Origin of the sequence: Paenibacillus cremeus, assembly GCF_007786445.1 — a bacterium.
Lineage (GTDB): Bacteria > Bacillota > Bacilli > Paenibacillales > NBRC-103111 > Paenibacillus_G > Paenibacillus_G cremeus.
In genome coordinates this window covers 42,801-65,974 of sequence record NZ_VNJI01000017.1, presented here as the reverse complement: position 1 = coordinate 65,974, position 23,174 = coordinate 42,801, and the positions used below count along the sequence as shown (strand labels likewise).

Annotated in this window: 18 protein-coding genes and 1 pseudogene; 2 read left to right on the top strand and 17 right to left on the bottom strand. The window is 39.6% G+C overall.

From position 1 onward, the window contains the following. Positions 1–187: 187 nt before the first annotated feature. From FPZ49_RS15265 to FPZ49_RS15245, 5 genes are all read right to left on the bottom strand, one after another. Positions 188–1,039 (bottom strand): aldo/keto reductase, encoded by an 852-nt coding sequence (locus tag FPZ49_RS15265; protein WP_144848140.1) that lies wholly within the window; start codon positions 1,037–1,039, stop codon positions 188–190. Between the two features lie 113 nt (positions 1,040–1,152). Then, positions 1,153–2,133 carry an aldo/keto reductase gene (locus FPZ49_RS15260; protein WP_144848138.1) on the bottom strand — a complete coding sequence of 327 codons (981 nt, stop codon included), beginning with the start codon at positions 2,131–2,133 and terminating at the stop codon, positions 1,153–1,155. A 148-nt stretch (positions 2,134–2,281) separates the two neighbouring features. After that, entirely contained in the window at positions 2,282–3,283 is a 1,002-nt protein-coding gene (locus FPZ49_RS15255; RefSeq protein WP_144848136.1) for an aldo/keto reductase, read from the bottom strand. 53 nt (positions 3,284–3,336) lie between these two features. Continuing rightward, positions 3,337–4,098, bottom strand: coding sequence for an SDR family oxidoreductase (locus FPZ49_RS15250; protein WP_144848134.1), 762 nt, complete (start codon positions 4,096–4,098; stop codon positions 3,337–3,339). Positions 4,099–4,352: 254 nt separating this feature from the next. Then, entirely contained in the window at positions 4,353–5,204 is an 852-nt protein-coding gene (locus FPZ49_RS15245) for an aldo/keto reductase (protein WP_144848132.1), read from the bottom strand. Positions 5,205–5,418: 214 nt separating this feature from the next. Between FPZ49_RS15245 and FPZ49_RS15240 the strand changes: the two genes are divergently transcribed. After that, positions 5,419–6,336, top strand: coding sequence for an AraC family transcriptional regulator (locus FPZ49_RS15240; protein WP_144848130.1), 918 nt, complete (start codon positions 5,419–5,421; stop codon positions 6,334–6,336). A gap of 564 nt (positions 6,337–6,900) precedes the next feature. On the opposite strand, the gene FPZ49_RS36790 is transcribed toward FPZ49_RS15240, so the two are convergent. From FPZ49_RS36790 to FPZ49_RS15230, 3 genes and pseudogenes are all read right to left on the bottom strand, one after another. Then, the gene (locus FPZ49_RS36790) at positions 6,901–7,128 is read right to left on the bottom strand and encodes an excalibur calcium-binding domain-containing protein (protein ID WP_261381433.1); all 228 of its coding nucleotides are present in this window, start codon (positions 7,126–7,128) and stop codon (positions 6,901–6,903) included. After that, positions 7,117–7,485 (bottom strand): annotated as a pseudogene (locus FPZ49_RS36785) (NucA/NucB deoxyribonuclease domain-containing protein); the annotation flags it as partial. The gene FPZ49_RS36790 and the pseudogene FPZ49_RS36785, both read right to left, overlap by 12 nt. 842 nt (positions 7,486–8,327) lie before the next feature. Next, on the bottom strand, positions 8,328–8,846 hold the full coding sequence (locus FPZ49_RS15230; RefSeq protein WP_144848128.1) for an AAA family ATPase: 519 nt from the start codon (positions 8,844–8,846) through the stop codon (positions 8,328–8,330). 327 nt (positions 8,847–9,173) lie between these two features. Between FPZ49_RS15230 and FPZ49_RS15225 the strand changes: the two genes are divergently transcribed. After that, entirely contained in the window at positions 9,174–10,391 is a 1,218-nt protein-coding gene (locus tag FPZ49_RS15225; RefSeq protein WP_144848126.1) for an IS110 family transposase, read from the top strand. A 373-nt stretch (positions 10,392–10,764) separates the two neighbouring features. On the opposite strand, the gene FPZ49_RS15220 is transcribed toward FPZ49_RS15225, so the two are convergent. From FPZ49_RS15220 to FPZ49_RS15180, 9 genes are all read right to left on the bottom strand, one after another. Beyond that, the gene (locus FPZ49_RS15220) at positions 10,765–10,938 is read right to left on the bottom strand and encodes an SDR family NAD(P)-dependent oxidoreductase (RefSeq protein ID WP_391563826.1); all 174 of its coding nucleotides are present in this window, start codon (positions 10,936–10,938) and stop codon (positions 10,765–10,767) included. A 20-nt stretch (positions 10,939–10,958) separates the two neighbouring features. Then, complete coding sequence (locus FPZ49_RS15215; RefSeq protein WP_144848124.1) at positions 10,959–11,816, bottom strand: hypothetical protein; 858 nt, start codon at positions 11,814–11,816, stop codon at positions 10,959–10,961. Between the two features lie 111 nt (positions 11,817–11,927). Next, positions 11,928–15,293: a DEAD/DEAH box helicase family protein gene (locus tag FPZ49_RS15210; RefSeq protein ID WP_144848122.1), complete on the bottom strand. Its 3,366-nt coding sequence runs from the start codon at positions 15,291–15,293 to the stop codon at positions 11,928–11,930. Positions 15,294–15,307: 14 nt separating this feature from the next. After that, positions 15,308–16,525: a restriction endonuclease subunit S gene (locus FPZ49_RS36780; RefSeq protein ID WP_261381425.1), complete on the bottom strand. Its 1,218-nt coding sequence runs from the start codon at positions 16,523–16,525 to the stop codon at positions 15,308–15,310. Further along, positions 16,522–18,015: a class I SAM-dependent DNA methyltransferase gene (locus FPZ49_RS15200; protein WP_144848118.1), complete on the bottom strand. Its 1,494-nt coding sequence runs from the start codon at positions 18,013–18,015 to the stop codon at positions 16,522–16,524. The genes FPZ49_RS36780 and FPZ49_RS15200 overlap by 4 nt, the downstream gene beginning before the upstream one ends. A gap of 176 nt (positions 18,016–18,191) precedes the next feature. Continuing rightward, on the bottom strand, positions 18,192–19,664 hold the full coding sequence (locus FPZ49_RS15195) for a DUF2207 domain-containing protein (RefSeq protein ID WP_144848116.1): 1,473 nt from the start codon (positions 19,662–19,664) through the stop codon (positions 18,192–18,194). Positions 19,665–19,677: 13 nt separating this feature from the next. Beyond that, the gene (locus FPZ49_RS15190) at positions 19,678–20,733 is read right to left on the bottom strand and encodes a nucleoid-associated protein (RefSeq protein WP_144848114.1); all 1,056 of its coding nucleotides are present in this window, start codon (positions 20,731–20,733) and stop codon (positions 19,678–19,680) included. A 118-nt stretch (positions 20,734–20,851) separates the two neighbouring features. Next, positions 20,852–21,109 (bottom strand): hypothetical protein, encoded by a 258-nt coding sequence (locus FPZ49_RS15185; protein WP_144848112.1) that lies wholly within the window; start codon positions 21,107–21,109, stop codon positions 20,852–20,854. Positions 21,110–21,376: 267 nt separating this feature from the next. Further along, complete coding sequence (locus tag FPZ49_RS15180) at positions 21,377–22,534, bottom strand: YecA family protein (protein ID WP_144848111.1); 1,158 nt, start codon at positions 22,532–22,534, stop codon at positions 21,377–21,379. Positions 22,535–23,174: the final 640 nt, after the last annotated feature.

The window sequence follows — 23,174 nt, the reverse complement described above, 5'->3', positions numbered from 1 at the left end:
GAAAACTTTTTAGTTTCCATCGCCGCGCTATCGTCTCCGTTAGTTTAGTAAAGGGGCTTGCATCAGTTTGATTCAGCAGAAATGCTTTAAAATACAGCCGGGTATAACTAAGGCTTGCCCGATAACCGGTTCAAGATTGCCGATTTTGAGACATTCATTGGTTAAATCTTGTGTTGGACTATATATATTAAAACTTTCTTACCATGCTGGTTAAACGTTCAACTTGTTCAGGATCATAATGTGAAAAGAACAAAGTTTCTCTTCTATCTAAAGCAGCAATAGCATCCATATCCTCAGTTGTTAATTCAAAATCAAATACTTCAATGTTCTGTTTCATTCTTTCCTTATTCACCGTTTTAGGAATCACTGATACACCAATTTGAATCAAGTATCTTAAAGCTACTTGAGCACTGGATTTATTGTATTTATCTCCAATTGCGTTTAATGTTTCATTACTAAATAAGTTGTTTTTTCCTTCCGCAAAAGGTGCCCAAGCCTGGATTTGCACTCCATATTTCTTCATAATTTCTCGAGCCTTTACTTGTTGATTAAATACATGTGTTTCAACCTGATTTACTGCTGGAACAACTTCATTGAATTTAATCAGGTCGATTAATCTGTCAGGATAGAAATTACTTACACCTATTGCTCTCAATTTTCCTTCCTTATATAGTTCTTCCATTGCACGATATGTTCCATAGTAATCATTAAACGGCTGATGAATTAATAATAAATCTATATAATCAAGCTGAAGTCTTTCTAATGATCCTTCGATAGATTTTTTTGCATTCTCATATCCATAAGTGGAAATCCAGATCTTTGTAGTAATGAATAATTCCTCTCTTGGAACCCCACATTTTCTAATAGCTTTTCCTACAGCCGCTTCATTGCCGTAGCCCTGAGCAGTGTCGATTAAGCGGTAACCTACCTCTATTGCATCCAGTACACACCTTTCACATTGTTCATGATCTGGAATTTGGAACACCCCATATCCCAAAATTGGCATTTTCACACCATTGTTTAATTCTACGTACCTCATACCGAATTCTCCTTTATTAATAATTGTTTTTACTTAATCACGAATAAAATTTTGTCGTTGGACTTGTTAAGTCTTCAGGCGTCGCAACAATCGGAACAAATTCTTGTCATTTTTCAGTTTGCTCCAACTACTGTATGAGGAACATACGGTTCTTCCATATACGCAACTTCTTCAGGTGTTAACTTCACAGAAAGTGAACCTACCGCATCTTCAAGGTGAGTCAACTTCGTTGCCCCAACAATAGGTGCTGTTACCGGTTGTTTTTGCAACAACCAAGCAAGTGCGATTTGTGATCGGGGAACTCCACGTTTATTTGCCAGTTCCGCCGCGCGATCTATAATCGACTGATCTGCATCTGCCATTACATCATATTTTATTTTTTGAACTTGATCGGTTTTAGAACGATTTGTTCTTTCCCCGCGATCACGCGTCAATCTTCCTGATGCAAGCGGGCTATATGGAATCACAGCGATTTTTTCTGCCCTACAAAGCGGCAGCATTTCGCGTTCTTCTTCACGGTATATAAGGTTTAAATGGTTCTGCATGGATACAAATCGTGTCCACCCATTATTCTCTGCCACATGAAGCGCCTTCAAGAATTGCCACGCATACATCGCTGAAGCACCAATGTATCTTGCTTTGCCCGCCTTCACGACATCATGCATCGCTTCCATGGTCTCTTCAATAGGCGTAATGTAGTCCCAACGATGGATTTGATACAAATCGACGTAGTCTGTTCCCAGTCTCTTGAGGCTTTTATCAATTTCACTCATGATTGCCTTTCGGGATAGCCCAGCACCATTTGGTCCTTGATGCATGCGGTGGTAAACCTTTGTCGCGAGCACAATCTCATCACGATTGGCATAGTTCTTTAGTGCCCTTCCAACGATTTCCTCGCTCGTTCCGTCTGCATACACATTCGCTGTATCAAAAAAGTTGATACCTAATTCAAGTGCTTTTTTAATGATTGGACGACTTTTCTCCTCATCAAGTACCCATTGATGATGCCACCTCTCTGCTATACCAAAGCTCATGCAACCAAGGCAGATTCGAGATACATCTAAACCGGTGTTTCCAAGTTTCGTAAATTCCATTTGATTGTTCCTCGCTCTCAAATAATATTGGTTCATACAAATAAGAGCATTAAATGTCATATTTACTAAGCTGTTAAACCCGTTGTTGTGCAATTCATCGCCCTCACTAATGTGATAGAAGGTGGTCTTTCGGATATCCCAAGAGCTCTTAACTAAACTCGCGACGACGAGGCAAAGAAAACCAGAGTCCATCGAGCCAAGTTAGCTCCTGTTCCGTTAATTTATTCATTTTAGCAGCACGCAGACTCGCATCCAATTGCTCCGGACTACTCGCACCAATGATGGCGGAGGTGATTCCCGGTTGCTGTGTGACCCAACGCACAGCCGTCGTGACCGGATCAAAATTGTGTTCACGGCACCAAGATTGGTATCGTTCAACAGCGTCGAACTGCGCCTCTTGCCAATAACGTTCCTGATACAACGAACCTGCATTGTTTCCGAGCCCGAAACGAGTCCCCTCTTCGACACTTGCATTCTTCGTGTAACGTCCCGTCAACATGCCTCCCGCAAGCGGGTTGTAACTAATAATGCCAATCCCCTCGTCAAGTGCCATCGGAACCAAGTCGTCCTCAATCATCCGAAACAACAAATTGTAGCGCGGCTGAACACTCACGAAACGGGCGTAATTTTTCCTGTCAGCAATTCCATTTGCTTTTGCCACTTGCCAAGCACGCCAGTTTGATACACCTATGTAGCGAACTTTGCCATGCTCAACGAGATCATCAAACGCACGTAAAGTCTCATCCATAGGTATGCTTGGGTCGAATTGGTGAGCTTGATAGAGATCGAAGTAGTCCGTTTTTAGGCGGCGAAGGCTATCCTCAACGGCGGTTATGATATGCTTCCTACTTAACCCCCGATCATTTGCTTCAGGTCCCATCGCCCCAAAACACTTTGATGCCAGCACCACTTTGTCTCGTTTACCTTCTAACCATTCCCCGATAATAGACTCGGTTGCACCCGCGACAGCATAGGAAGCCCTCCCAATGGGATATACGTCTGCTGTGTCGATAAAATTCACACCGGCATCAAACGCCTTATCAAGAATCTCGAAAGAGTTTTTTTTGTCTGCCTGATTGCCGAATGTCATCGTGCCCAAACACAGATTCGTTACTTTCAATCCAGTTTGTCCTAAAGAACGAATTTCCACAATAATTCACCTCTTCAAGAGATTTTTAATATTCTATCATGTTTATCCAAAAATTACCGTTCTTGATATGTAGGACGAATAATCATCTCATTAATAGCTACATCAGATGGTTGTTCAATTGCATATGCAATGGCACGGGCAATACTTTCGGCGTCTATGGCAAGATCTTCATATAATTTATCGATGCCAGGTTTTAAATCCATATCAGTAATGGATTGTGTCAACTCGCTCTTAACTGCTCCTGGTGAAGTAATCGTTGATCGTATGTTGTTGCCGTACTCTTCTTTACGCAGTCCTTCAGAAATAGCTCGTACGGCAAACTTCGTTCCAGCATAAACGGTGCTTCCAGCCCCAACGAAGTGCCCAGCTACGGAAGAAAGATTGATAATGTGACCTGATTTACGTTCTCTCATCGAAGGCAGCACTGCCGCGATGCCATAAAGAACACCTTTAATGTTAACGTCAATCATTTTGTTCCAGTCATCAATTTTGTTCCAGTCATCAATTTTCTTCTTATAAAGGAACGAATGTGGCATGACGCCCGCATTATTGACTAATACGTCGATTGGACCAAATTCTTTAAGCGCATACGCTGCAAGATCTTCCATTTGTTCATGCGACGTTACGTCGGTGACTTTAAAAATCGCTTGTCCGCCGCTAGTTTGAATCTCATCTTGCAGTTTTTTTAATCGATCTTCACGACGAGCAGCTAAAACCAATTTCGCACCTTTGGATGCGAGTTCTTTTGCTGTAGCCTCTCCGATACCACTTGAGGCACCCGTAATAATGACAACTTTATTTTGAATATTAGACATACTGAATACATCCTTTTTTAATATAAAGTTTAAAAATTCAACCCATCGTCATGTGGAACCAGCATTTCAAGAAATGCTGCTTCTATGAAATGGTCATTCGGGACTTTTACACCCTTCAGGAAGATTACACTTTCGGTTTTAACTTGAATCTAGGACATACTAAAGAACATCCTTTTCCATTTGTCGTAATGGAAAAGCGTGTGAATTCACAGATCACACGCCTTTTTCGGATTTGACTTTGATAAGAAAGAACATTAATTGTCAATTTTATAGGTGCCGAGCCATTTCACCATTGCTGGATCGCGATGTGAAAAGAACAGGGTCTGTTTCGTATCTAACGAAGCAATCGACTCCATATCCTCCTGGCTTAATTCAAAGTCAAAGATATTGAAATTTTCAATAATTCTCTCTTTACGTACAGACTTTGGAATCACAACAACATCTCTTTGTGTCAACCAACGTAAAACCACCTGAGCAACGGATTTGTTATGCTTTTCAGCTATGGATACCAATACCTCATTTTGGAACAAGTTATTTTTCCCTTCAGCAAAAGGCGCCCAGGATTCAATCTGAACATTGTTCTCTTTCATGAATTTTGCATTTTCGATTTGTTGGTTGAAAGGGTGCGTTTCAACCTGGTTAACGGCAGGAGTTACTTCATTATGAATAATCAAATCGATCAAGCGATCCTCATGGAAGTTGCTGACGCCGATTGCACGGATCTTTCCTTCACGATAAAATTCCTCCATAGCGCGCCAAGAACCAAACACATCTCCATATGGCTGATGAATTAGATACAAATCCAAATAATCGAGTTGCAATTTTTCTAGTGATTTTTCAAATGCTTTTTTCGTGTTCTCATAACCGGTGTCCGAAATCCAAAGTTTCGTCGTGATAAACAATTCCGCTCTTGCCACGCCACTACGTTTGATTGCTCTGCCAACGGCTTCTTCATTTTGATAAGAGGCAGCCGTGTCAATCAGGCGATAACCTGCCATAATCGCGTCATAAACTGCTTGTTCGCATTCATTTGGATCTGTCATCTGAAAAACACCGAAGCCAAGTATTGGCATCTCAACACCATTGTTCAAAATTACTTTTTGCATATAAAATCCTCCAGTTATTAAAATTATTTTGATCTGCCATTACATTCAAAGCAGGCATCAGTCGCATTTCACATCCTTATTATGCAACAAATGAATTAGAAACCCTTAGCCTATTCGTCTCAAATGTTTGCCCAATCCTTTCACAACCACTATGAAACAGATGAATATGCATTATAATAAAACAACCTAGGATTAAAGGAATAAGGAGGATATTATGTCGGAAGAAATAACTAAACAGCAAAATGAGCTTGCCAAACTCATTGAGCATCACGTATCCGAGGATGGTGTTCACGCAACTGCTATTCCATCTTTATTTTTCATACGTCGCTCTGATGTGTCCGGACCAAGTTACGGCGTTTACAACCCTTCCTTTTGCGTTGTGGCTCAAGGGGCTAAAGAGGTATGGCTGGCACAGGAGCGCTATGAGTACAATCCCGCCGATTACCTTGTTTCATCCGTTAACTTGCCGGTTACTTCCCAAGTGATCGAAGCTTCTGCCGACGTTCCGTATTTGGGTTTTAAACTTGATTTTACGGCGAATCAAATCCTAGAGGTTTTACGTGATTCTGAAATCCGGGCAGGGACAAAAGAAAACGCTAAGCGAGGGATGTTTGTTAGCCCTATCGAGCTGCCTTTAATGGATGCAGTCATCAGATTAGTTCGATTGTTGGACAACCCGAAGGATATCCCGATGCTTGCGCCGTTGTTTACGAAGGAAATTCTGTATAGGGTTCTGCAAGGGGATCATGGGGCTAAGCTCGAACAAATTGCAATAGAGGGTAGCTCAGCCAATCAAATAAAAGACGTTATCGAACATATCACGAATAACTTTGATAAGTCATTTCGGATCGAAGAGCTTGCGGAGAAAGTGAATATGAGTGTTTCATCACTTCATAGGCACTTTAAAGAGGTAACCGCTATGAGCCCGATTCAGTTACAAAAAAAACTGAGGCTTCAAGAAGCGCGGCGCCTGTTATTGTCCGAATCAACAGATGCCGCTGATGTCGCATTTCGTGTTGGCTATGAAAGCCAATCACAATTCAGCCGCGAATATTCCCGTATGTTTGGTCTTCCACCGAAAGAAGATATGAAACGGCTTAAGAGGCAATATGACCAAAGTATAAGTGTTTAACTTTTATGGGTAGCTTCCGCATTTATGGAAGCGCCTTTTTTATTTTTGAAAAAATAAAACATCAAATGTAAAAAAATTCAATTGATTGAAATGTTTCAAAATTAACTCAAAGTATATTAGCCAACAACTCAATAAGTTGTTGGCTAATATACTTTGAATCGTATCATAAAAAGAGCCTCTGATTGCTTTATTCTGCCAGTTAGCTCATCAACGTGTAACGAAACTAAAAGTGCGTGGTCTTTTACATTTTGCTGAAGCTCGAAAGCGTGAATATTGTGTGTGTACATATTTACTCCTCAGATTGATTAGTACATGTTGAGTCAATGATGAAAATAAGCTCTGGATCGGTTCGCTATAGTACCGTAAGTTAATTTGGGGTTGCATCAAATTCGGACTCGCCGCCACTACTCATAAATAAAATATATTAACGTTACGATCCCGTTTAGGATGGCTCCGTACAAACCTGCGGTAATATCAATTGTACCACTGGAGTGCATATATGCATTACAGTATCAAAAAAAAGAGCCGCGTGTTTTCAACTCAGCTCCTTGGTATGTATGGCTATCATTTTTCGCAGGCTATGCCATCATTGTCACGATCCAATTTAGGCGCATAACCTGGCTCTCCACGATGAATATTGTAATATCCTGCTTTGTTCGCATCGGTACAATTTTTGAAGACGATATTAGACTTAGGCGTTGATGCTGGTTCTGGGGCTTTCGGTGTCTCCTTCGGTGTTTCTCTTGTTGCGGTTAAAACGGATGTTTCCTTCCCACCATCGACAACAAACAATATCCGTGTACCATCGGTGTATCCTTCTAGGTGATTGCCAACCCAAGAACCAGAACCTCTGTTATCGGAAGAATGAACATAGGCGATATCTGCACCTGCCCCTCCTTCGGCGCACATTGCCATGGGGAATTCATCCCGATCATAACCACTCTTGGTTGGGATGCCTTCTAAGGACTTGGCTCGGTGCTCATCTGCATCTTTTCTATCAATCGTACAAATTGCAGGCTCGCCCTTCTTAATCGCACTTAAAATATGCGAGGACGTTTCGGGGTATTTATCCCCAGGGAAGTGCATGACCACATCATAAGAATCTGAATTAATGCCTTCCACGGTCTCTTTAGGAGGAGCCTTTACCACTGGTGTTGCTGGCTGAGTTGCTTCGACTTTCACCTGTCCTGTCGCAGGCTGCGCAGTGGTGGTTGCTGAAGTTTCCTTTTTAGGCTCTTCCGTTGGTTTGGTTTCTGCTGTAGCTTGAACTTGCTGGACGGGAGGCGTGGATGCAATTATTTGCTGTTCCTTAGAATTCCCAATCGTGATAAAGCTAATAAAAATGATACCGATGTAACCAATGGCTAGATACCTTTTGGCGGGGGTTAGTTTACTCCAGTTGAACAATAGCATGATGTAAGGAATAAAAATCCACCCTAACACTTTCCACATTGATGTTCCCTCCATGATGAAAAATTTATGTTGGTATGAGTCAAGCAATTCGACTATTAAAAGGAAAAACCTTTATCAAATGAGATTCTAAAGATTTTTTTAATCCTCCTTATGTTTTTCCGCCCTCTGTCCGCTAAGCAAATAGGCTACCGCTTGATCCTGCGGTAGCCTCGTGTAGTTCTATACTCACACTCGTACCCGTTAGTGCAGCAACCAGATAGTAAAAGCAATTTAAATATCAATGTTTTTAATAACTTTTGCAGGATGGACTTCTTTTGCCATATCGATGCCTACAACAAGATGGGAGGTGGAAATTCGTTCTATGCATGATTTTGTCCGTCTGATTGCTTAAACTTCATATTAAGAGCGCCTCCTTGATGGTGTTGGGTTTCGAACCCGTGGACAAACCCATCATACCGAGGCGCTCCTTTTTTGACAAAGCCCATTTCTTAGGCTATACAGGAATGTTAAGCGTAGTGGATGGTCCTATTCGTATCCAAGTGCACTGATGTATTGGACTGTCCTTGAGCGCCCGTAAGTTACTGTCGTTGGCGTTCATTTGCTTCGATTTGATGGAGGATTTCGTCAACGACGTGCGCGATCGGTGCGGTGGCGTCGATTATAAACCCGTTTTTAGGAACGCCTTCTTTCGTTTGATACATTCGCGCACTTATTTCCCGTTCCTCTGGTCTGCCACCCCAGTCAGTTGGGTCCAGTGCCACTCGCTCATCAATCCGCCGGAGACTGGTTTCCAAGTCCACCTCAAGGACAAACACGCCGTCGAAGAGATCGATGAATTTGGGAAAATTCCGCGAACCACCGCAGAAAAATGTTACCGCCTCATCCTGATTGGCAACCAAAGCTTTTACTTTATCTACATGCCAAATGTGGTGTTCCGGTTTAAAGCCATCCGTCGGGGTACCAGTTTCCGGATCGCCTTGATAAGCCAATTCTCGGTCACCATGAATGGCATGGTAGCCGCGCCGCTGCAATTCGTTGCAGACCGTAGTTTTGCCGGCGCCGGAAACGCCTCCAATCACATAATTCCTAATGCCCATGGCAGACCCTCCATTCAACTCGATAAGCACAATATATTAGATGTTTCTAGCTGTCGCTAACTGCCCGTTAGCCTTACATGCAGCGCAAGCGCCGCACCACAGATGATGAAAATGGGATACGGAATCTGTCAATACTGCTACTACGGCTGGGAGAGGAAGGTCGATGCGCTATGGTGCCTTAGAGCCCAACCGTTAGTCTGACTCCAACGATCACGGTGCATCACAGATTGTCGCTCCCTTTTGGGAAGCACTCATGGGAGATTAATCCTACTCTGATTGTTGCACCCAGCCTCTTGCCTAATTAGCCGCAGAGAGGACGTATTTAAGGTGGAAGTTGTCATTGAACGGGCATGCGGAATGGACATTCACAAGGATAATATTACTGCATGCATTCTTACGTCTATGGGAAAGGAGATCCAAACGTTTTCAACAAAAACAGTGCATCTATTACAACTCATCGATTGGATTAAACAACACGAATGTTCTCACGTTGCAATGGAAAGTACAAGAGTGTTTTGGAAGCCCATCGTCAATCTGCTTGAAGCGGAAGGGATTGAGTTTTTAGTTGTAAATGCCCAGCATATGAAGGCATTACCTGGACGTAAAACAGATGTGAAGGATTCGGAATGGATTGCTAAGCTTCTTCGTCATGGATTACTTAAAGCAAGCTTCATTCCCAACCGAAATCAACGAGAACTTCGAGAACTTGTTCGGTATCGCCGCAGCATCATTGAAGAGAGATCCAGGCAGCACAATCGTATTCAGAAGGTGTTAGAAGGAGCGAATATTAAGCTTGGCTCCGTGGTCTCGGACATTATGGGTGTTTCTTCGCGAGACATGCTTCGTGCCATTGCAGATGGTGAAGATGATCCCGAAAAACTAGCGAGCTTCGCCCGACGCACCCTCAAGCGTAAAAAGGATGATCTCGAAAGAGCACTTCAAGGCTATGTAAATCCTCACCAGCGTCTGATGATCAAAACCATTTTGACTCACATTGATTTTTTGAGTGAGCAGGTCGAGGTGCTCGATCAGGAAGTTGCTTCGCGGATAGAATCTTTCCATGAAGATGTCGAGCGTTTAGATTCAATCCCTGGTATAGCCATACGAATGGTTGAACAAATTTTGGCGGAAATCGGGACGGATATTAAGAAACAGTTCCCTAGTGCGGCACATCTATGCTCTTGGGCTGGATTGGTACCTGGACATAACGAAAGCGCAGGAAAGAAGAAATCCGCTAAAACTACAAACGGGAACAAGTATTTAAAATCCGCTTTAGTTGAAGCAGCCCATTCCGTTGCAGCATCTAAGAACTATCTCGGCGCGATGTACAGACGTACAGCAGCTCGAAAAGGCAAAAAACGTGCAGCAATAAATGTTGCTCATGCTATGTTAAGGATTGCGTACTATCTTCTAACTCGTAAAGAAATATATGTTGACCTCGATGAAGATTACTATGACAAACAGAAGCAACAGTCCATAGTAAAGTATGCCGTTCGTAGACTTGAAGGCTTAGGTTACTCAGTGTCTATTGCAGCTAATTCCTAATTCCAAGCATTGAATTCTCCCCCCCTCTAACTTTCAGACGCTTTTCAAAAAAGAATGAACTGCGTCCTCTTTAGTGCAGCCATTTTCTGTTACTACAGACTTAATTTTCATGGGAGCGTAATAAAAAATTGTGCGCGGCGGGCTTTTACTCAGTCCTCTTGCCGTTGTTCCCTGTTTCCGAATACTACGCCCCATGCATACTACAATGAATATTTCAAGCTGCTGGATCTTGTTCTGCACTAATTATCCAAGAAAATAGCCGCTTTTGGCAAGCGGCTAAGTGAGCAATATTCTTTTATAACTAGTCGTCCAAGCTAAATTTTGCTAGACGACCAATTGGAACTGCCTTCATTAATTCTTGCATTTCATCACTTTAAGTAGTTAGCATACTTGCAACCATCGGCGTTTCAATGATTCCTGGACAAACCGCTTTGATACGAATCCCTTTAGCAGCATATTCTAAAGCACTGCTTTTGGTGAAGCCTAAGACTCCATGCTTTGTAGCATGGTAAGCAGAACGCCCCGCAATACCCACTAAAGCGGTCAATAAATTAATCCGTGGTTACGTTATAGAATTTTTTCATAAACACTAATATCAGCTAGAATCTGATATGTAATCATCAACTTTTCTTCGGGATCTTCCAATTCAAGTAATTCTTCTACTTCCCAGCCAATTCCAGACGAATAGTTTGAGAAAATCTCCTTAAAATTTTCCTCCGTAGTCAGCCGATTAATATTGGTCAGGACCCATGTCATGTGATCGATTACACTTGATTCTCCATAGACTTCATTATCGGATCCGGCTGCATGATGTATGGTTTCAATGATGCTTACTGTTCGAGGTACGACTAAAGGTCGATATCCCTCCACAATTACTACTTCATTTGGTAGACACGATATGTCAAAATTATCTTCATAATAATAATCGTCAACAAATCCTTGAATTTGTTTTACAATATAAATCTCAGGCAATACGTCCTCACTTATTTTATAAGTGTACCAAGTTAATTCTTCTTCATCTTTATCTTTATCAAATTCAATTTCTTCATCTGCTGCCAAGGCACAGAGCCTTGAATAGAGCTCTTGTTCTATCCCTTCCAACAATACATCTTCTGTAGGAAAAAGTTCATCTTCATCATAATCAAAATATCCATCGGTTTCTAACCACAATAAACGCAATTCACTTTCAGTCAATGAATTTAAAACCTTTTCACAGATCGCTCTGATTGTATCTTCGTACGCTTCGAAAAAAATACTTTCTTCGCCTTGAATTTGAACGACAAATTCTTCCCATACGTTATTTAGCGGACTATCATCACCACTTTGCATAAATGATTTATCAAGATTTTCAATTTTCGCTTTGACCTGCATGACGTAGCCGCTATATTTATCATTAATAATAAGACTTATTTGTTTACGATTCATATGAGGACCTCCATGCCTAAATGTTCAAATTTGAAAAGAAAGAGAAGGATCAAATATCCTTCTCTTGTTGTATTAGTACGTTTTAAAATATTTTTAGATAACGGATGAAACTTAAGATATATTCACGATAGCATTACGTTGCATGAACCTTACAACTTGAACAACTTCTTCAACTTCAGTTTCATTAAATAATCCAAATACACCATCTTGATGGATATGCACGAACGGTTCATCCATCAATTTACCTGGATCCAAATTTCCGTTTTTCGTCAAATAATCAATAATTTGATTAATAAAATGAATTTGATTTGCATTCAAATTTGCCTTGTTAAGGAGTGCTGCAAATGCTTCTTGCGCTGCAGATCGTTCAAGACCAGTCAGTTCTCTAACAAAATAACCGAACGATGATTCACCTTCAGCGCCAAAGAGTTTCTCAAATTGCTCACGTGTCCCAACCTGTTCACTAAAAAGCATGTTGGCAAACGAATTTAGATCGTACAAAGTGATAGGTTTATTTTTCCGTAACTTTTGAATTGCGATATGATCTTGATGCTTTTTAATGTACTCACTTACAAGTTTTCGATATGATGTGAAATCGCTGGACTGAGGCAAATCAGACTCTTCATCCAATTCTTTTAACGTATCCGTATAATCTGTATAGAGGATATCGCGCTTTTCAGTGTCGAGAAGAGGTAACAATTCGCGCACTATAAGCCTTGTGCGCTCCATTTCATCCACACTAGTGTCACTATAAAACTCACTTGTAGAAATTTTATTTAGCATTGGAACATGAATTTTAATTGGATCCAAATGTTGTTTCGTCAAAAGCTGTTCTGCAATTTTCATGAGTCGATTTTGTAGCGAGTTGACTCGTTCTATTGCAGTAATACCCAGTGTTGAACGCTGAAGCTTAACCATAAGTAAATCAAACCGCTTTTTCTCTTCTGGAACGTCCTCATAAACAATTGGCGCTAACTGAGTAACCATCTCTTTTTTTTCGTTCTCAGTCATGATCATCCAATTCTCTGGATTCCTATATTTTAACAGGGCGGACAAATGCGGTCTGACCGTAAAATGCTGTTCATCCATTTGATCCAATTGATTGGTTACATAATCGATACTTTGGCTTAATAAATCAGGATACTGGTCCGTTTGCTTTAATTCTGAAATGAAATTTGCCCGTTGATCAAATAACTGCTCGCTTAGAGAAATGATTTTCGATCCTTCATCCTCTTCTTTAAGTTCATCAAAATATTCCACATTACCACACATATCGAATAGTAGCGCCTGCGTTTTATGCTGCTCGGGACCAAATAAATTCGAACACAATCTCGTACCGCGACCGATCATCTGCCAGAATTTCGAATATGAAAATACTGGACGAAACATGACAAGATTCACTACCTCAGGTACGTCAATTCCTGTGTCAAGCATATCAACTGATACGGCGACTTGCGGCATCTTATCTTTTTGTTTAAAATCATCAATTAGCTTATCTACGTAGTCAATTTTATTGTGAACAGTTGACATAAATTTTCCACGAAGATTAGGATACATTTCGTCAAAAATTTCCAAAATAAATTCTGCATGTTTTTGATTTCGCGCAAAGAAAATGGTTTTACCGAGTTTGTCGCCACCTTCAACTTTTATGCCTTTTTGCATGAGCAAATCTAATGCCTGGTATACTGTATTTTTATTAAATAGCCAATTGTTCAATGCATTTTTATCGACTTTATTCCCTTTTAATGGACGGACTCTTTCGTTGTAATCTTCTAGTTCATCTTCATTGAGTTCTTCAGGATTGATCCCATCGTGCATAAACTTAAACTTTACTTTAACTGGCTTCACAGGAACAAGATGCCCTTCATCGATTGCTCTTTCGTATTCGTAAGCGAAAGTCGGAACATTTCGTTGAAGTTTGAAAAAGTCGTATGTATCCCGATCCACCTCGGCTTTTGGCGTCGCTGTAAGTCCTAGTAGCAAAGAATCGAAATATTGGAAAACAAGACCGTATTTGTTGTAAATGGAGCGATGTGCTTCGTCAATAATAATCAAGTCAAAGTTTGCTACACCAAAAGGGACTTGATTACCCTTTTTCGGAAACAAGAAACCAAGCATGGTTTGGTATGTTGAAAAATAAATTCGTGCCGATGAATCTTGTTTATCCTCAAGGAGATTACATAAAGTTTCATTTGGTAGATGCTTTTTAAACTCACCGTATGCTTGTTTAACGAGTTCTCTACGATCTGCAAGGAAAAGAACATTCTTAACCCAACCAGCACGCTTTAGAAAGTCGATCAACGCAATTGCCGTTCGCGTTTTCCCTGTTCCAGTCGCCATAACCATGAGTGCATGACGATAGGCACCTTCATAAGTCTCTCCGACTCGGCGAATGCCTTCTATTTGATAGACCCGACCGGCGATCTTCTGGTTCGGCTTTGTTTCTATGAGTTTACGCTTGCGGTTCGTCCGCCGCTGTATCGCCCATTCCAACTCGTCTTTTCGATAAAAGGTCGCAACTTCTCTCGGCGGATAAAAGTCATCGTCCCATACATAAGTTTGATATCCATTAGAGTAGAAAATGATCGGACGAATACCATATTGTTCTTGTAAAAGATTGGCGTAAATCTCTGCTTGTTTTTTACCTTTTTTCGCATCGTGAACGGTACTTTTCACTTCAATGAGGGCAAGTGGAGTGCGGCTATCACTCCAAAGAACATAGTCGCAAAAGCCTATGCTCGAACGGTTTGGCATACCCGTTACAATATATTCCTCTACGTTTTCACCATGGGGATCCCAACCTGCTTCTTGAAGCATAACATCAATAAGAATCTGTCGTGTTTTTGCTTCATTGCTTGGTGAGAGTTCCACTCGTGGTTTTGTTTCCCGTTTTGTCTTCGTCTTTATTTTCTGCGCTAATTGACGACGAAGCTTAATGATTTCTTCTTCGGCTTCAGCAATACGTGCATCTTTTTCATTGATTTTTTCTTCTAGTTTCGTAAGTTCGGCTATTGATTCATTCGGTACCGTGTCGTCTTTTCCAGACGGAACCATAACTACATTGAATTTTAAGTCTTTGATTTTCGGCTCGCCATAAAAGCGCTGAAGCCAATTAAGGAACATGAATAAATGTTCAAAAATCAGCAGCGCTTTATCACTGTCCATTGTCTCATCGGTATGTACAGCCTGATTTCCTAATTTAATAATGAGCTTCAGCGGACCAAGCATGCCTGGCGACAAATTATCCTGAAACGTTTGTTCATGGATAAGATCGCCAAGCATCGGTTTATCTTTCACTGGGTATTGCAAATAGTCATCGTTGCTGTAAAGCCAACGTACGGCACGTTCTAAAGTAACGCGGCTGTAAAATAAAGAAGTCCGCGGTTTTGTGTAAACATGAGTCTCCGCTTCTGATGCTGATTCATAGATGGTTTGCCATTGCGGATATTGTTTTAGAAACTCAACATTTAATGGCATGGTCGTCCACCTTTTTATTCACGGAATTGAAGTTGTCCAGTAAACGCCTGGTGTAAGAGAGATTGAAAGTTTTCTTCGAGTTTGGCAAGTTGATTTTCCATAAGACTTTTCTGGTTTTGTATAGCAAAGCAAATATCACCATATTGATCTTGTAATTCTCTCGGAGGCAAATAAAGTGGCATTTCCAAGAACTTTTCTTTTGAGATATTTAACATTGAACCACTCGTTCCAGTCGCCTTGCTTGAAAGTTTTTCTCTAAACCACTTATTTTGCAATACTGACAAGAGATAATATGGGTTACAGTTTTCTAAAAATTTCAATTTCCACAACTTGTCTGGAAGAAATAAATCATCATAGTCATCATCAACCATACAAGTCGCACCAACTAACTCTCTTGTGTTAGCCCTGCTAAATAATATGTCGCCTTTCATTGGATGAACTAAAGTTTTCAGTAAGTAATTCTCTGGCTTAACAACTTTGTAAGCTGATGGGTTAAAGATACCTGATGTTACTGCACTAATTTTTAATACAGCCTTCTCCTCAGGGAGCTTTTTTCTTTCCTCTCCTCCAACACTCCAACCAGCAGTAATATCAGTAATCACATCTTTTAATTCACATACAGACCAACTTTTGTTGTTGAAACGGTAATCTCCAAACATTTCGTAAAAAATCGACTCAACAAGTCCATCCAGCTTGGCAATCGCTTCTTTTCGCTTTTGGATCAGTGCGTCCGCTTCCGCCAATGCGGAAGCAATTCTCTTTTGAATATCAATCGGGGGAACGGGAATAGGAAAGCTTTTAATAATTTCTTGTGAAATGTTGGGTTGGGCTCCCCCCTGTCCTCTCTTTACTAGCCCCTCTTTCGAAGCTTTTAAATAATAAAATAAGTACATGTTGTATAGATTTTCTAATGGTATTGCAACAGCGCAAGCCTGATTACAACTTGCTTCAACTCCGAGTATGCCTAATTTTCCGATTGTTGCGCCATACATTGCTATTGCTATTGAGTCAGCCGGAAACATTTTTGCACTCGAATTTTTAAGTCCTATCGCTGATAGTTTTTCTTCAGTATCGAATATAATTGAATCATTCAATTCACCGGTCTTTATCCACGGAATATCCCCACCATAGTATTCTTCCTTGCTGCGTGATGGGGTTCCGCCACTGCCCCATTTAGCAACCGCCCCCAGTGTTACCCAGTGCCATCCAATAGGTAAACTTGAACTTCTCACCTCAGTATCTCCTCCAGTTTGCGCAATCCTACTGTGATTTCTTCTTCCAAGTGGGAGATCTCTTTAAGGATTTGTTCCGGAGGAGCATAACTTACTTCTTCATGAACCTGTTCTTTATAACGACTAATGCTTAAATCGTATTTATTTGCACAAATTTCTACAACCGAAACGAAGAAAGACTGCTCGGTCCGTGCACGTAATTTTTCAGCTTCTAGACTTTGAAATCGAGTAATGATATCAGGGATATTGTTTTCCTCATGCTTACTCAAATCAAGTTCGCGACGGTTATCATCCAGTGAATAACCATCTGCATGCATATCATAAAACCAAACCTGATCGGTTCCGCCTATATTGGTCTTAGTGAAAATCAAAACAGCTGTTGATACTCCTGCATAAGGCTTAAATACGCCAGAAGGCATGGATATGACTGCTTCAAGTTTGTGGCTATCGATAATTTCTTTACGTATGCTCACATGTGCCGTAGATGAACCAAACAACACTCCATCCGGAACGATAACAGCGCAGCGTCCACCGATTTTAAGAAGACGAAGTATCAGTGCTAAAAACAAAAGCTCTGTTTTCTTTGTTTTAACAGTCCTAAGAACATTCTCTGATACATCGCTATAATCAAGCGATCCTTTAAACGGTGGATTTGCAAGTACCAAATCGTACTTCTCCCGTTCAACGTTACCTTTGGATAGTGAATCTTGATAAATAATTTGTGGATCATCTATTCCGTGAAGCATAAGATTCATTGCCGCTATACGAAGCATGGTCAGGTCGGTATCAAAACCATGAAACATGGTACTTTTAAAATGCTTCTGTAAATCTTCATTACTTGATTTAACAAATAGATCATCACTATAAAACTTACGAATGTACTCCGCCGCTTCGACAAGGAAACCCGCCGTTCCAGTTGCAGGATCAACAATTGTATCTTTTGGAGACGGCTTCATGAGCTCCACTATCATCCGAATAATATGTCGCGGAGTTCGGAACTGACCATTTGTACCAGATGTGGAGATTTTTGAAAGGAGATACTCGTATAAATCGCCCATCGTATCTTTATTTTTTTCAGATAGCTCCATTATCAGCTGATCGATTCCAGTGACAACTCGTTGTAGAAGCTGTGGTGTCGGAATAATAAAGACAGCATTTTCAAGATGCTTCGTGAACTGAGAGTTTTCACCACCGAGCGTTTTCATGTGCGAGAAAGCTTCGTCTTTAACGATATCGAACATTTTACCGGCTTCTAAATTTTTAAATTGTGACCAACGAATATGTTGCTGCTCATCTGCAAATGTTGGATTCTCAAGAGGCTTTCCTGTTAAACGAGCTCTTTTCTCTGAGCGAGTTTGTTGATCATCTAGCTGTTTCATAAACAGAAGGTATGTAAACTGTTCAATTACGGAAAGAGGGTTAGTAATGCCTCCTGTCCAGAACATTTCCCAAATGGTATTCACTTTGTTACGAATTTCACCTGTTAACATTTTCAGTGTGACCCCCAAAATGATGTTATTCAAACAAATTTCTACATTGCAATTATAAATTCCTTCTTGTAGAATTTTACAATTTAGTACCGAAGAACTATTCTAATTTTCGGTTTAGGTAGTTTGGTTGTCGATAAAAATAAATAAAAAATGTTTGCCCATTATTTGAGCAAACATCATGGTCCATTTGTGTATACGTTATTTGTGACTGCTGTTGGAGTTGCTTTGCTTCCAGCTGAACTTACGCTAAAAAAACTATCAGGTAACCAAATGCCAATTACGATCAATATTATCATAAATGCCACAAGTCCAATTATAACTCGTTTGTAAAGTTTTAAATAGGACTTAACATTTATCACAGCAGGCTCGATGTAAATTTTCTTGATGTCCTCTAAATCATCTTCCGCCAAAATGACGAATTTGGATGTATATTTGTCATATAAACTTGTAATTTCATCCTTTCGTTTCTCCACAAAATTCCGGTTAAAAACATATGAAAAAATAAAGAGTAGAGCATGAAGCGCGAATGCTACAATTAAATACCACCGTTCTCCTTTAGACAAACCCAAGGCACCTGAAAAAATTGCTGTGATGACGCCGATAAGTGATGTATTAATATACGTAAGTAATTTATCTGACTCTGCCTTTAGGTCTGACCCGAACTTATGAGCTTCCTTTACAACATCCTTGCGATCGTTAAAGAATTTTTTAATGCTATCTTGAATATATGCTGAAAAATGATTTGAAATTGTTTTTTCAATTTTGGGAAGTAGTTCGTCTATTTTTTCAGCGGTGTCTGTTGAATTTAAATATATAGTAAATATATTTCGGGCAATTTCAATTTTGTCATTATAATGTTTTTCCTCATAACAAAAGCGAAAAATTTGATAAAGAATTGCTGCATGTCGAATCTTTAAATCAGAACACAAAGTTATCTCAGCGTTTTTGTGTCCTCTTAATACTACTTTTTTATCATCAGATAGTTTATTTGCTAAATAAAGAAGGCTTGCATGAAATAGGTTTTGATCAAACCATGATTTCAAATGATCTGGTAAGTCGTCGATTTGATAATAATTAGGTAGAGGATAGTAAATTCCGCCTCTCGTCACCTCGTCATGGATCTTCTTGATAAGGCTGAATTCTTCTACCGCTTCTGGACTTAAATCCTCTGCGGGTATGATTATACTCTCCTCAATAGGATGTAGCCTTATAAACGAATTTGAGTATGAATGTTCAAGCGGCAAGTGGATCGAAATATTCTTGCCTACATTTATTTTTTCGAAGAATTTAATATTTAGAGCGTCAAAATATTTAAAAAAAGATTTATTTTTAAAAAAGATAACCGTGTTTTCGGGTAATTTTAACTTTACCTGTTTATTGAGAGTCAGCTTAAATTCTAAATTATCATCAGTTGCAATAAACTTAGCATTTTGTAGAAATGCGTTATAGTCTAGTTTTCTTTCATAAAATAGTTCAAAACTCACATCGAAGTTACTGAAAATTCCTTCATACGCGTCTGCAATTTTACGAACAACTGAAAAAGGCAAGGAATAAGAAATACTGAAAAGACTGGGATCCTCTGTAAAAGTCACTTCAAAGGATCCTAATTCCTTCATGATTGCTAAAAATGATTTTAGCAATGAATTCATAAATATTAACTCCCTATTTGAACTTTTCTTTTAAGTTTACACCTTTTATTTGGATGATCGTAGTCACTGAGCCATCTTCTTCATCCTTGTAATCAAGGAATACTTTTGTATCTTTATCTTGTAGAGGAAATTGAATCTTTATTGAATTTTCTGAATCTGATAACATAGCAATGGTTGGACTCTTTTCAGCAACAAACTCAAAAGTAACATTTTCCCGCTTTTGTACAAGCTTTTGTTTAAAACCGTCAATTTTACTAAGCCGGTCAGCATCTCCAGGAACTAATGTTTTAAATAAACTTTCTAAGTCGCGGTCCAAATCTACACTTTTACCGAGATAAAGCATTCGGTCTACTTTCGCATTAAAATCAACGATTTCGGCTTGAGTGTGGATAATTTTTTCCTGAACTGCGTACTCAACCAAATGTGAACTAACAAGTTCTGTCATAACCTTGTTATCGACAATAGAATGAGATTCTAAAAACGCCGACAAGAAGTATTTTGAAACTTCACCGGTTAGCTGCTGCTTGTCCAGCACGCGCAAATGGAACTCCTCGTCCCAGAGAGTTGGAATGAGCTTAATAAATGCACATTTGTGGAGCTTTTCGTTCAAACTCGGCAAAATATCTTCTTGCACTACAAACTTGTAATTCGTGCGATCAATTTGAATAGCTTTATTCGGATCCATTTTTAGTATAGCAAGATAAGGAAATCCGCTATCTAAGTCGCTATATAAAATAAAAATCAATGTCCCAGAGCTTCTAGAACTTGTTGATTTCATCACATTGAAAAGTGACTGCGTCATATTGATACTGTTATCAATAAACAGTTGATCATTAGAAAGATCATTTGAAATTTCCAAACAGTCAATAAGAACTGCGGCGTTTTGGTGTGTAAATGTACATACTTTGATTTGTTTAGCAATTACAGAATTAGAAATGTGGTTAGCAAAAAAGTCAAGCACCTCAGCGGGCACCTGAGATAAATCCATGAGTTGATGATAGGTTCTAGGGTTTGCTTTATCCAAAGCTAAATCATGTGCAATTAGCTTACTTATCGCAATATTAGGCAAAATCTAACGCTCCCCTTGTAATATGTAAATTCCATTCTTAAAGATACCATAAAGAAAGAAATTCGAATAGAATTTTTTTCCAAATAAAAAAGAAGCATGGAATAATATCCACACTTCCTCAATCATTTAATGACGTCAATTGTAGCCTGGCAAATCTGTCTTTAAAATCACATACTCCATCCCAAGCACCGGAAGATTTAATTACTTGATCTTCTGTAGGCAACTTTGGGTTAAGAAAAGCAAATAATGCCTGCGCGGCGGCGTCCTCGTCATCTTTGACTTCGGTATACTGATCTTCAATATTTTTTATTAGGTCATCATCCACTACGACCTCACAGGTTATGAGGAGCTTAGCTTGTACCACTCTTGAATTCATATTCTCGACCTCCAAAATAACATTTATATCCTCATAATTGACGATAAAAGCACTTGTTAATCATGTATATTCAAACCGTATTCATTTAGAAGGCTGTCTGTTTCTCAAACATCAGAAAAATAATAGGTTAATACAAGCGAGTTAGTATGGCAGTAGATTTTAATGGTGGTTGTTAAATGCTTGATATCATTTTCATAGTTAAATGGGTTGGAATTGCAGCGTATAATATTAATACAATTCAAAAAGGGAGGCATAGCCTCCCTAGAGTCAGATCTGCTTAAATAAATCAAAGCCAGGTTTCGTCAGTGGTTCCCTACGGACTTTATCCAATTCATTCATACTCTCAATCATATCCTCCATGGTTGCATCCATACGTGGAAAATTTGCCGTAAGAAGCCGCATGAATTTCCGTTGACTGAAAGGGGTCAATTTATCCCATAACAACGGACTCATAACAATATTTTCTGTGTACAGAGGAATCAAGTTATTGAGATATATCTGTAATTGCTCATGGCTAAGCTTTATAAGTTGTTCTTTATATTTGGAAAAAAATCCATCCTCTTCTTTTAACCAACTAAACAGAATGTGTGTTTTGTTTTCGGCAGGAAATACCGTAATAAAGACCGATTTAAGTCGTTCGTCTTCAAACGAAGTGACGTCATTGAGTTGATGACCTAAGACATCACGCTCTAAAGCGAACGCCGCACAAATTGCAAATTTACACTCCGTCGGCAATTCAAAGTTAAGCGTTTCAATTGTCTCGTACTTATCATGTAGAAGCGCTTCATCGAATATTGCCTTATACTCATCCATATCCTTAACCTCTAGCTGACGATTACGATACAGCATAACAAATTCTTCACTTTCTCGTAGCAATGAAGGTCTTTCATGGGCAAGTTGTCTATGTGTAGCCATAGCCACTTGCGTTTTATGAAACTGCTGAGCGAATGCACGATAAGCAAAAAGAAAGTTTTGCTTTTGAGTCCCCGTATAATCACCGCGTTCAATATCTAAGAACACTTCAGTATCGTGTTTATCGCAAAAACCTGTAAATGTCGTCGCTTTGTTTCTACTTTCACGTTCCATTAACATGGTTACGCCGTTTATATCAACCTTTTGTTTTGCAACCAAAACATGGTTGCCGACATCAATTTTAGAAAGAATACGATTATTTTGAAGTGCATGTGCTTTTTTTATAGCCCCTTGGCATTCAGATTGATTCGGATGTAAGCACACTGCTAAATTATTCGTGGTCAGCCTACTCAAAATGAAATGGTTCAGAAAACCGGGGTTTTCCTCCATTCTTTCGCGAGGTATTTCCATATCCTTTCTTCTTAAGCAACATGCCCTATATAACTCGCCACTTCCGCATGGACATGGCTCGCTTTTCGATATTACTGTATGATTGTATCTTACGCTTTGCATTGTCACTGTCCCCCTCTACCCAAAAACAATGAAAAAACATGCGTGCTGTCACTCTCACAGATTAACATTGATCCTTAGGTAACTCAAAAAGCTCTTGTTGCAGCTTCCTAATGAGGTCTTTCATTAATATAAAGAACCATTTGAAGGAACTCTATCCTTTCACCATAACCGTCCTAATATTACCATGCAAGAGTATGGCAATCAAATCGACTATATCCATCTGTTTCATTAAAGAATTATATCAATAGACTTTAAATTCATTTGTCTCACGTTTTATGATGTTGTCTCGAGTTTTGTCGAGTAAACACTAATAAAAATTGTTAACAACGGTTTTCAACGGATTTGGCGATAACTCATAGTGATTATCATCACTTTTGATTATCTCCAGTCAGAACAAGCTTTCTTCAAACTTAATTTTCATTTTTTCTGACGTTATTTTCAATCATTATGAGAGCCAATAACCTGAAAAAACTTTTTACAAGGCAGTGAGAATATAATAGAGCAAAAAAAGCCCAAATCAGGCTTTTTTCAAACTTGATGAGAAAAGTGTCTAAAATCAAACGAGAACAAAAGTTCGGGTTTGGTGCATTTTTCAAGTTTTCTGCTTTTCCTCCTTGATACATAAGCGTTTTCAAGCAGG

Bases quoted from the DNA above. Each gene is read 5' to 3' on its own strand.
- FPZ49_RS15265 (WP_144848140.1), bottom strand. From the start codon at position 1,039: ATGAGGTACGTAGAATTAAACAATGGTGTGAAAATGCCAATTTTGGGA.
- FPZ49_RS15260 (WP_144848138.1), bottom strand. From the start codon at position 2,133: ATGGAATTTACGAAACTTGGAAACACCGGTTTAGATGTATCTCGAATC.
- FPZ49_RS15250 (WP_144848134.1), bottom strand. From the start codon at position 4,098: ATGTCTAATATTCAAAATAAAGTTGTCATTATTACGGGTGCCTCAAGT.
- FPZ49_RS15245 (WP_144848132.1), bottom strand. From the start codon at position 5,204: ATGCAAAAAGTAATTTTGAACAATGGTGTTGAGATGCCAATACTTGGC.
- FPZ49_RS15240 (WP_144848130.1), top strand. From the start codon at position 5,419: ATGTCGGAAGAAATAACTAAACAGCAAAATGAGCTTGCCAAACTCATT.
- FPZ49_RS15230 (WP_144848128.1), bottom strand. From the start codon at position 8,846: ATGGGCATTAGGAATTATGTGATTGGAGGCGTTTCCGGCGCCGGCAAA.
- FPZ49_RS15215 (WP_144848124.1), bottom strand. From the start codon at position 11,816: ATGAATCGTAAACAAATAAGTCTTATTATTAATGATAAATATAGCGGC.
- FPZ49_RS15210 (WP_144848122.1), bottom strand. From the start codon at position 15,293: ATGCCATTAAATGTTGAGTTTCTAAAACAATATCCGCAATGGCAAACC.
- FPZ49_RS15200 (WP_144848118.1), bottom strand. From the start codon at position 18,015: ATGTTAACAGGTGAAATTCGTAACAAAGTGAATACCATTTGGGAAATG.
- FPZ49_RS15195 (WP_144848116.1), bottom strand. From the start codon at position 19,664: ATGAATTCATTGCTAAAATCATTTTTAGCAATCATGAAGGAATTAGGA.
- FPZ49_RS15185 (WP_144848112.1), bottom strand. From the start codon at position 21,109: ATGAATTCAAGAGTGGTACAAGCTAAGCTCCTCATAACCTGTGAGGTC.
- FPZ49_RS15180 (WP_144848111.1), bottom strand. From the start codon at position 22,534: ATGCAAAGCGTAAGATACAATCATACAGTAATATCGAAAAGCGAGCCA.